This is a genomic window from Sulfurovum sp., assembly GCF_041551015.1.
Classification (GTDB): Bacteria; Campylobacterota; Campylobacteria; order Campylobacterales; family Sulfurovaceae; genus Sulfurovum.
This window is the reverse complement of the sequence record NZ_JBFENQ010000056.1, coordinates 1-10,782: the sequence shown is the minus strand read 5'-3', so window position 1 is coordinate 10,782 and position 10,782 is coordinate 1. Positions and strand designations below refer to the sequence as shown.

Sequence of the window (10,782 nt, the reverse complement as noted above, 5' to 3'; positions counted from 1 at the left end):
TGGTGAAGATTATTATTTTAATCTTGCAACAGAAATTAAACAACAGCAAAAAAATACTACTGCATGGACAGCAGCAACAACACTTATCATAGGGCTCAATGCTATCTTTGATGCGATCGATGAAGAGGGAATCGATGCATTATATGCAAATACAGCAGCAAGAGCAGCGGCAACACAAGCTGCGCTTGAAGCGATAGGTTTTTCTATGTATCCACAGACACCAGCACCATCGATGAGTACAGTATTTGATGAAGATGCAGAGCCTATACGCAAACTACTCAAAACAAAATACGGTGTAAACATGGCAGGTGGTCAAGATCATCTCAAAGGTAAACTTTTCCGTATCAATCAGATGGGGATTATACCTGTCTATGAGTCTGCATGGGTAGTAAATGCCATAGAGTTGGCATTGGCTGATATAGGTAGAAGAGAGTTTGATGGTACAGCCAGCCGTGTCTTTAACGAAACATATTTTAAGAAGAGTAACTAGATGATATTTGAACACGAGATCCCTAGCGGGAGTAGACTTTATTTTGGAGAAAGTGCCAAGATAAAAAGAGAGATCGAAAGTATAGCAAGCGGAACTTTGGATTCTCTTGGATTTGAAGAGATAGTGACACCACTCTTTTCTTATCATCAACATGAATGTTTCGATGACCAAAAGCTCTTGGTAAGACTTAATGATGAAGAGAACCATGAAGTGACATTGCGTGCCGATTCTACTGCAGATGTTGTACGTATCGTGACAAAAAGATTGGGGCGGAGTACAGAGTCTAAAAAGTGGTTTTATATCCAGCCAACGGTAACGTTCCCGACAAGAGAGCAGTATCAGATCGGGGCAGAAGTGATCGACGGTACTTTTGAGAAGATCGCAGAAACCACCACAACTCTTTTAGCGCAGATCGGGGCGGAACCAGTTATGCAGATAGCGAATATACGTATCCCACATATTTTAAATGAAAAATATGGGGTCTCTTTAGATGTACTGAAGACAATGAACATTGAGAAGATCATGGCGGCTGATTTGCCTTGGATAGAAAAACTCGTAAGAATCAACAGTGTGAATGACCTGAATGATCTAAGTTTGTTCCCTGATGATATCAAAGTAGAACTTGAAAAGATCAAAGATGCGACACAAAAAGTAGCGTATAACAATATGGTTATATCACCACTTTTTTATGCAAAAATGAGATACTATGACTCTTTGACATTTAGAATGTTTGAAGGCAATAGTCTTTTGGCAATGGGTGGGATCTACACGATTGATGGTGTAGAAGCAGCAGGATTCGCACTCTATACAGATGAGTGTATCAGTAAAAAAATGAATAGAGGATAAGGTAAATGAGTAAAGCAGATTTAATTGTAGGTCTCCAATGGGGAGATGAAGGAAAAGGAAAGATTGTTGACCATATGGCACAAACACATGACTATGTATGTCGTTTTGCAGGTGGACACAATGCTGGGCATACGATTGTTATTGGTGACAAGAAGTATGCGCTTCACCTTATCCCTTCTGGTGTACTTAACACTAAAGCCAAAAATATTGTAGGAAACGGTGTTGTACTTTCACCAAAAGACTTCATCAAAGAGATGGAGCAGTTTGATAACTTGGAGGGAAGACTTTTCCTTTCAGACAAAGCACATGTACTTTTACCTTACCATGCACTCATCGATCAAGCCAAAGAGCGTTTGAAGGGTGATAATGCAATAGGTACAACAGGTAAGGGTATCGGACCTGCCTACGGAGACAAGATCGCCAGAGTAGGACATAGACTTGGCGAATTGTTAAATCCTGAGAAACTTACAGCTAAGATCATAGACTTCTTTGAAATGAACCAACCGATCTTTGATGCTATGGGTGTTGAGGCACCAAATAAAGCAGATCTTTTAGCTGAGTTGGAAGGGTATAAAGCAGTACTTGGCTCTTACATCACAGATACAACACAAATGATGTGGGAGATCATGGATGATGGTAAAAAGATCCTTTTAGAGGGTGCACAGGGTACGATGCTTGATATCGATCATGGTACATACCCTTATGTTACTTCGTCAACAACGGTAAGTGCAGGTGCTTGTTCTGGTCTTGGTATTAATCCAAAAGATCTTGGAAAAGTAACGGGTATTGCCAAAGCATACTGTACAAGAGTAGGAAATGGTCCTTTCCCAAGTGAAGACTTTGGTGCAGAAGGTGACACCCTCCGTAAAAATGGACATGAGTTCGGTACGACAACGGGACGTCCTAGAAGATGTGGTTGGTTTGACGCCGTAGCTATGCGCCACGCAGTACGTGTGAATGGTGTAGACCAGGTTGCACTTATGAAACTGGATGTACTGGATGGTTTTGATGAAGTAAAAGTGTGTGTAGCTTATGAAGTAGATGGTAAAGAAATTAACTATGTACCTTATGAACTTGATGATGCAACACCAGTGTATAAAAGTTTTCCGGGATGGGACAAAACAGAGGGTGTAAGAGAATTTGATGCTTTACCAGATACGGCAAAATCATATATTTTGGCACTTGAAGAGATGATAGGGACTAGGATGGGGATCATTTCCACAAGTCCAGAGCGTGAAGATACTATTATAAGATAATGCTGAGAGAGTAAAGCTCCACCAGCTACGTTAACATTGGGTTCACTTCAGCAGTGAGCTCACGCGACAAGTCGCTTTAGAAAATAAAGAAAAGGAATTAATAGCATGAGATTAAAACCACAACAAACAGGGTATGTAGCAACAAAAATCGGGATAGATTTAGCCAATGCACCTTTTGTCACTCTGCCAAAGGGTAGAGAAGCGGTTGTTGAAGCAGCAAAAAAGATCATAGATGAAAACCTTGCAAAAGAGCATGCACTTGATGAAAAAGTCAAAAAAATCCTCGATGAAAATTATGATGAGATAGAGTTTCAACATGCAGATGAGAGACAACTCTTTTTTATGATCAAAAAGAAAATGGCTCCAGAGCATGGTGTGATCATGAATTATGATGACAGATACAATGACCTTGCACACCTTATCTTGGATGAATTGTATGAAAATTACCTTGCAGAATATACGGTAAATGAAAACCAAGTAAAGAATGTGATCTTTAAATCTTTTAAAGCCTTTGCTGATGCCTATGATGAGATAGATGATATTGTCTATACAAAGATAAGAAGCATGGAAAAAGAAGTGATTCCTGGTTCCCAGGATTATGAACTCCTTTATGAAAGATTCTATCAAGAAGAACTTTCCAAAAGAGGAATGCTGTAATGCAAAAGGTTTCTTTATATTTTGAAAATGGATTACTGCTTGAAGCGAAAAGTTTTGGCGCAAAGGGTACATCTGTAGGAGAGATCGTTTTTAATACATCTTTTACAGGATACCAAGAGATCGTTACAGACCCCTCTTATGCAGGACAATTTGTGACATTTACGATGCCTGAGATAGGTAACGTAGGATGTAATGCACAAGATATGGAGAGTAAAGGTGCTCACTGTAAGGGTATCATCGTACGTAGTTATCAGGATCGTCCCTCTAACTTTAGATGTGAAGAGACTTTGGCAGACTTGTTGAAAAGAGAAAATGTACTGGGTATTACTGAGATAGATACACGTTTTTTAACAAAAATGCTCAGAGACGAAGGTGCGATGATGATGATAGCTTCTACAGAAATACATGATCAGGATGAACTTAAAAAAGTACTGGAATCTTCACCGCGTATTGAAGAGGTGAATTACATTGAAGAGGTAAGTACAAAAGAGAGTTATGTGCATACTGAGGCACGTTACAATACAGATACTTTCCAATACAATGCACCACAAACAACAAAAAAGATCATTGCACTTGATTTTGGTATAAAAAGAAATATCTTAAATGAACTTACCCATGCAGGGATGGAAGTAACGGTTGTACCTAACTCTATGTTAGCTGAAGATATCATTGCTAAGATTGATGCAAAAGAGATTGATGGTGTATTTCTTTCAAATGGACCTGGGGATCCGCTTATTTTAAAAGAGGAACAAGAGAAGATCAAAAAACTTATTGCCCATAAAGTACCACTTTTCGGTATCTGTCTTGGACACCAGTTGCTTTCTATCTCACATGGTTATGATACGTATAAACTGAAATTTGGACACCATGGCGGAAACCATCCTGTGAAAAATGAAATAACAGGTGCAGTAGAGATTACCGCACAAAATCACAACTACAATGTTCCAGAGAACATTACTGAAGTAGCAACAGTTACGCATGTAAACCTTTTTGATAATACAATAGAAGGACTCAAATATAATGATTCTCCAACTATGTCAGTACAGCATCACCCAGAAGCAAGTCCTGGACCACATGAAAGTGCATATATCTTTGGCGAATTTGCCAAAATGCTCTAAGGAAGACAGATGAAAATAGCTATTTTGTTTGGTGGATCCAGCTATGAACATGAAATAAGCATTGTTTCTGCTATAACAATGAAAAAAGTGTTGAAAAATTCTACACTGACGTATATCTTTGTAAGCAGTGATAGAAAATTTTATCTTATAGATACACAGAAAATAAACTCTAAACTGTTTTCATCAGGTGAATACAAAAAATCTAAAGAGTTGACCCTGAAAAGTGGTGGTTTCCAAATAGATGGGATGTTCGGGAGTAAAACTGTAGATTTTGATGTAGCACTAAATCTTATACACGGAAGAGATGGAGAAGATGGAAAGATAGCCTCTATGATGGAGTTCTATCAAGTTCCTTTTATTTCACCTCGTATGGAAGCTTCAGCACTCTCTTATAACAAACTCTATACAAAGTTCTTAGCCCAGAGTCTAGGTGTAAAAACAGTAGCTTATGAATATCTTTCAAAAAATGATGAGAGAAAAATTTCTATGGAGTACCCTGTTATTATCAAACCTGTACGTTTAGGTTCCAGCATTGGTGTGAGTATTGTAAAAGAGGCTTCCCAACTTGATTACGCGCTTGATATTGCCTTTGAATTTGACACAGATGTGATCATAGAACCTTTTATCGAAGGTGTGAAAGAGTTTAATCAAGCAGGATCATACACAAACGAGTGGGAACTTTCTATCGTGGAAGAGCCACATAAAGAAGAGTTCTTGGATTTTGAAAAAAAATATATGGATTTTTCCAGAGATTCTCAAGTTTTAGCAGCGGATATCTCTGATGATTTAAAAGCGAAGATCCAAGAGAGTTTTAAAAAAATATATGATCCTCTTTTTAAAGGAAGCATTATACGTTGTGATTTTTTTGTGGTGGATGGTGAAGTTCTTCTTAATGAGATCAATCCAATTCCAGGTTCTATGGCGAATTATCTGTTTGATGATTTTGAAGGTATGGTACAAAGACTCTCTAGCAACTTACCTAAAGAACAAAATATTGCTGTAGATTACCAATACATCCATTCCATCCAAAGTGCAAAAGGAAAAGCGTAAACTCTTCCAAATATCGTACTATATTAGAATTACCCATACTGTAAAATAAGAAAAAAGGAAAGTGTAAACTTTCCTCCCCCATCATAAAAAATATAACTCTTTTTAATATGTACTTGACATTATATAAATAATAATAAAATCTTATATAAAATTTAAAAAATTTCTTTCTGTAACACAAAAGTGTTAATTATGTATTAAATGAAATATAAACTATATATTTCATTGCCATTTAAGTGATTTTGGACTAGAATTAGTGCGTATTTTTACAAATATGGACATAACCATAGGGAGGGTATATGAAGAAAATTGTGATGCTTGTATTACTGTTGTTAACTGTACTACAAGCAGAATCTTTAGGTGTGAATGAAAAGCTAGGGGAATATGTACCGCTTGATTTGACATTTATAGATGAAGAGGGTAAAAGTAAAACACTTAAAGAGTATATGGATGGAAAGCCAACTATTATCTCTTTAAACTACTACCGATGTGGTGGTATTTGTGGCCCTCAGCTTGCAGATATGGCAAAATTATTTTCTAGACTTGATTTGTCTGAAAATACTGACTATAAGGTATTAACTATTAGTTTTGCACAAGATGAGACACCTCCTTTAGCTAAAGCTAAAAGAGATATGTATCATAAAGCTATGAGTAGACCTTATGTACAAGATGCATGGCATTTTTTATTAAGTGAAAATAATTCTTCGGCTATTATTGCCGATAAAGTTGGGTTTTCGTATAAAAAAACGGTTACAGAAGCTGGCGTTGTTGACTGGATACATGCATCAACACTTATCATTCTATCACCAGAAGGAAAAATTACACGATACCTTAATGGTATTGAGCAACTTCCTTTTGATGTAAAGATGGCGGTACTAGAGTCTGCTAAAGGTAGAGTGGGGCCAACTATAGCAAAAACTTTACTTTACTGTTTTTCTTATGACCCTAAAGGTAAAACTTATGTTTTTGCCTGGGAGAAGATAGCAGCAATAGTTATATTAACGATTACAATCCTCTTCTTTATTTGGCTTTTAAAAGCAGGAAGAAGAGACCAAGAAGAACATCAAATTCAAAGGAGAAAATTAGATGAGTAAAACTTATTTCGACGAAACACACTGTGCCATTGGGCACCCAAAAAGTACATTCATGCAGTGGATGCTTACAATTGACCATAAAAGAATTGGTTTAATGTATGCTGCTGTAATGTTTACATTCTTTTTTGTTGCTGTTGCAGTAGCATTAACAATGAGATTAGAGCTGTTTGCACCAGGTGCACAATATATGGATGGAGACACTTTTAACCAGGCATTTACACTTCACGGTGTACTTATGATCTTCCTTTTCATTATCCCGGGGATCCCGGCTATATTTGGAAACATCGTTATGCCAATTATGATCGGTGCGAAAGATGTATCTTTCCCAAGACTTAACTGGGCTACATTCTGGCTGTACATAGTTGGTTGTCTGGTTGCACTTGCATCATTATTTATAGGTGAAGGTGTAGCAGATACAGGTTGGACATTCTATGCACCATATTCAATGAATACAGATACAAATGTTATTATGGCACTTGTAGCAGCATTTATTCTTGGTTTTGCATCTATCCTTACTGGACTTAATTTCCTAGTTACTATCCATAGACTTAGAGCGCCAGGTATGACTTTCTTCAAAATGCCACTATTTGTATGGGGTATCTATGCTACAGCATGGATCCAACTTCTAGCAACACCGGTTGTAGGTATTACACTTGTATTGGCTATTTTAGAAAAGCACTTTGGTATTGGTATCTTTGACCCAGCTAAAGGTGGAGATCCAGTATTGTTCCAACACTTATTTTGGATCTACTCTCACCCTGCTGTTTATCTTATGATTCTTCCAGCATTTGGTATCATGTCTGAAATTATCCCTACGTTCTCAAGAAAAGAGATTTTCGGATACAGAACGATCGCTCTTTCTTCAGCATCTATTGCTGGTATTGGTTACTTAGTATGGGGTCACCACCTCTTTACATCAGGTATGTCAGATATCGCAAAAACAGTATTCTCATTCCTAACTTTCTTTGTTGCTATCCCAACAGGTGTTAAGTTCTATGACTGGGTTGCTACAATGTATAAAGGTAAGATCGTATTAAAAGCACCTATGTTATGGGGACTCGGAACTATTATTATGTTTGCTATCGGTGGTATTACAGGGGTTACGATTACTATGATCGGTATGGATATTCACTTACAGGATACATATTATTCTGTTGCACACTTCCACTACGCTATCTTATCTGGTGTTGTTTGGTTGATGTTCGCAGGTATGCACTACTGGTTCCCATTGATTACAGGTAGAATGTATAGTGATTTCCAAGCTAAAATATCATTTTATATCCAGTTCGTAGGTGTGAATCTTTTATGGTTCCCAATGTTTATCGCTGGTTACTATGGTATGCCAAGACGTTACTTTGACTACTTACCAGAATTTGAGATTTATCATCAAATTGCAGGTATTGGTGCAATCCTTACAGCAGGTGGTATGGTTTATATGTTTGTTATATTCTATAAAGGTTGGAGATATGGTGAAAAATCTGGAACGAATCCATGGGGTGCAACAACACTCGAATGGCACATGCCATCTTCACCACCACCATTAGAGAACCACTCAAAAGTACCTTATGTTGATTTTGATCCATATGAGTATCACCATGGCGAGCCAGTGGTTAAATTTAATTATGAAACTATGCAAAGGATAGACTAATGTCACACGAATATGTACCTGAGATCGCGACAGACCGCGAGGGGAACCAACATGAGGTTCAAGGATGGCAGGATGACTTTTACGGTGGGAAACTAGGTTTCTGGCTGTTTATGTTAACAGAGGTAATGATGTTTGGTGCAATGTTTCTTGCACTGGCATACTATAATGCACTTCACCCACAAGACTTTTTAGATGCGTCAGCATCTTTAAATAGACTACTTGGTGGTACAAACACAGTGATCTTACTCGTGTCTGCGCTTACTATGGGTCTAGGTCTTCTTAAGATAAGAGCTGGCGATGTAAAAGGTGCTAAGCTTATGATTTGGGCGACTATCATATTAGCGGTTGCTTTCTTGGTAATCAAAGGGTTTGAATGGACAGCTGAATATAATCATGGTATCTTCTTGATGCATGATAAGCTATTACCTGAGTCATCTTTACCATTTGGTCAAAAATTATTCTTTGGTCTTTACTTTTCAATGACTGGACTCCATGGATTCCATATTATCATTGGTATTGGTCTTATGCTTTGGTTACTTAAGCGTATTAATGCTGGAAAAGTAAGCCAAGAGCACCATATACTACATTGGAATATTGCACTATACTGGGACATCGTACACCTTATTTGGGTATTCGTATTCCCTTATTACTATATGATCGGAGCAGGAGGAGTTACAGGTGGACACTAAAATAGTAAATTATCAAGAAGAGAAAAAAGTATATTATAAAGTACTTATAGGATTATTGTTATTGACGGCTGTAACATTCGTACAGCCGCATTTATTTATGCAAAGTTCAACATTTTTAGCACAAATGCTTATTGCAGTTGTAAAAGCTTGGTTGATCTTAATCTACTATATGCACTTAAAAGGTGAGAAACTTATCGGAGCAATGGTGTGGTTCGCACTATTTCTTGTAACAGTATTCTTTGTTATAGTAATTGGTATAGATGTACCAAATTTCCAATATGGAGCTGAAAGTCACATTACTGCTCCTACAGCACATTAAGAAGAGGTTTTTATGAGTAATACATTACAAGGATTTAACGACAGTGCATCAACATTTAATGCTGATATGGACACAGCATTTGCTGTGCACTTTATAATTTCAGGATTATTGTTTTTATCTGTAGTTGTACCAATGATCTATTTTGCATGGAAATACCGTGCAGACAAAGTTAAAAATGAAGATGTTGGTACTTTAACACACCATACATTATTGGAAATAATATGGACAGCTATTCCTGTAGCTGCTGTAATGGTTTTCTTTTATTATGGTAATACAACAATGCAAATGTTTAGAACAATGCCAGCAGAGTCACAAAGTATTGTGATCGATGTTGAAGGTTCTAAATGGAAATGGAAATATGAATACCCAGCTAACGCAAGTGGACACGTTCATAAAATAGGCGGTGTTTATGATAAAGAAAAAGGTACTATGGGTATGTCAGCTCTGTATGTTCCTGTAAATACTAACATTATCTTAAGAATGACAGCACCAGTAAATGATGTTATTCACGCATACTTTGTACCAGCTTTCCGTATGAAAGAAGATGTTGTACCAGGTCGTACGACAAAACAATGGTTCAACGCTTCAAAAGTTGGTGAGTATGATGTAGAGTGTGCTGAATACTGTGGTACAGACCACTCATACATGTATTCTAAGATTGTTGTTATGGAAAAAGCTGATTATGAAGCTTGGTTCAATAGTACAGATAAAGATACACCAGCAGGTAACTTTGCTAAAGATGGTAAAGCACTTTATGCACAAAATGGATGTGCTTCATGTCACTCAATTGATACTGATGCAACTTTGGTTGGACCAACTCTTAAAGGTATTGGAGCGAAGTATGACTCTAAGTATCTTGCTGATGCGATCACTAATCCAGATAAAGATGTTCCAGAAGGATTCTACCCAGGTATTATGCCAGCGTTTAATCTCCCAGCTGAAGATCTTGCAACACTCGTTAAATACATGGAAACAGGTAAATAATGATAAAAGACTTTTTTATAGTCACCAAGTTTGTTCTCTCCTTTGCAGTGAGTTTATCTGCACTCTTTGCCTATATTATGGCAAAGGGAGAGATTGGTTTAGATATGTTTCTTGCTACCTTCTCTGTGCTTTTAGTAGCCATGGGCGTTTCTACTCTTAATCAAGTACAAGAGTATAGAGAAGATTCCAAGATGGCAAGAACAAAAAATCGTCCTATTGCAGCTGGTCGTATGTTACCACGTACTGGAGTTATTATCGCTGTAGTATTGATACTTCTTTCTTTAGGTCTTATTTATACGCTTTTAGGATTAACAGGTATCAACTTTTTTGTTTTTGCATTTCTTTGGTATAACATAATGTATACTCCGCTTAAAAAAAGATCTGCACTGGCTGTAGTACCAGGAGCACTCCTTGGTGTCATACCACCTGCTATTGGATGGTTGGTTGCTGGTCATACATTGTTTGAGTTAGAGTTCATTGCTTTGGCAGTGTACTATTTCATTTGGCAAGTACCACATTTTTGGTTACTTGTGATGCTCTTTCATGGTGACTATAAGGATGGTGGCTACCCAACAGCGATGCGTCTCTTTGGTGAGGGTACTCTACAAAGACTTACTTTTGTATGGTTAATGCT

11 protein-coding genes and 1 pseudogene are annotated in these 10,782 nt (G+C 37.4%); all 12 read left to right on the top strand.

Annotated elements, in window-relative coordinates; genetic code table 11:
- Positions 1 to 490, top strand: a pseudogene (locus ABZC96_RS05185) (alanine--glyoxylate aminotransferase family protein); the annotation flags it as partial.
- The gene (locus tag ABZC96_RS05180) at positions 491 to 1,336 is read left to right on the top strand and encodes an ATP phosphoribosyltransferase regulatory subunit (RefSeq protein ID WP_373029570.1); all 846 of its coding nucleotides are present in this window, start codon (positions 491 to 493) and stop codon (positions 1,334 to 1,336) included.
- Positions 1,337 to 1,341: 5 nt separating this feature from the next.
- A complete protein-coding gene (locus ABZC96_RS05175) occupies positions 1,342 to 2,592 on the top strand; it encodes an adenylosuccinate synthase (RefSeq protein WP_373029568.1) in 1,251 nt (416 codons plus the stop codon).
- Positions 2,593 to 2,697: 105 nt separating this feature from the next.
- Entirely contained in the window at positions 2,698 to 3,249 is a 552-nt protein-coding gene (locus ABZC96_RS05170; protein WP_373029566.1) for a DUF507 family protein, read from the top strand.
- Positions 3,249 to 4,367, top strand: a complete 1,119-nt coding sequence (gene carA, locus ABZC96_RS05165) for a glutamine-hydrolyzing carbamoyl-phosphate synthase small subunit (protein ID WP_373029564.1) — start codon at positions 3,249 to 3,251, stop codon at positions 4,365 to 4,367. Before ABZC96_RS05170 ends, carA begins: the two co-directional genes overlap by 1 nt.
- A 9-nt stretch (positions 4,368 to 4,376) precedes the next feature.
- Positions 4,377 to 5,417, top strand: coding sequence for a D-alanine--D-alanine ligase (locus tag ABZC96_RS05160; protein WP_373029562.1), 1,041 nt, complete (start codon positions 4,377 to 4,379; stop codon positions 5,415 to 5,417).
- A 296-nt stretch (positions 5,418 to 5,713) separates the two neighbouring features.
- Entirely contained in the window at positions 5,714 to 6,508 is a 795-nt protein-coding gene (locus tag ABZC96_RS05155; RefSeq protein WP_373029561.1) for an SCO family protein, read from the top strand.
- Positions 6,501 to 8,156, top strand: coding sequence for a cbb3-type cytochrome c oxidase subunit I (locus ABZC96_RS05150; protein ID WP_373029559.1), 1,656 nt, complete (start codon positions 6,501 to 6,503; stop codon positions 8,154 to 8,156). Before ABZC96_RS05155 ends, ABZC96_RS05150 begins: the two co-directional genes overlap by 8 nt.
- Positions 8,156 to 8,845 carry a cytochrome c oxidase subunit 3 gene (locus tag ABZC96_RS05145; RefSeq protein ID WP_373029558.1) on the top strand — a complete coding sequence of 230 codons (690 nt, stop codon included), beginning with the start codon at positions 8,156 to 8,158 and terminating at the stop codon, positions 8,843 to 8,845. Before ABZC96_RS05150 ends, ABZC96_RS05145 begins: the two co-directional genes overlap by 1 nt.
- On the top strand, positions 8,835 to 9,164 hold the full coding sequence (locus ABZC96_RS05140; protein ID WP_373029556.1) for a cytochrome C oxidase subunit IV family protein: 330 nt from the start codon (positions 8,835 to 8,837) through the stop codon (positions 9,162 to 9,164). Before ABZC96_RS05145 ends, ABZC96_RS05140 begins: the two co-directional genes overlap by 11 nt.
- Before the next feature lie 12 nt (positions 9,165 to 9,176).
- Entirely contained in the window at positions 9,177 to 10,148 is a 972-nt protein-coding gene (gene coxB, locus ABZC96_RS05135) for a cytochrome c oxidase subunit II (RefSeq protein WP_373029554.1), read from the top strand.
- Positions 10,148 to 10,782 (top strand): UbiA family prenyltransferase (locus ABZC96_RS05130; protein WP_373029553.1); only part of this gene is annotated, 635 nt, incomplete at its 3' end. The genes coxB and ABZC96_RS05130, both read left to right, overlap by 1 nt.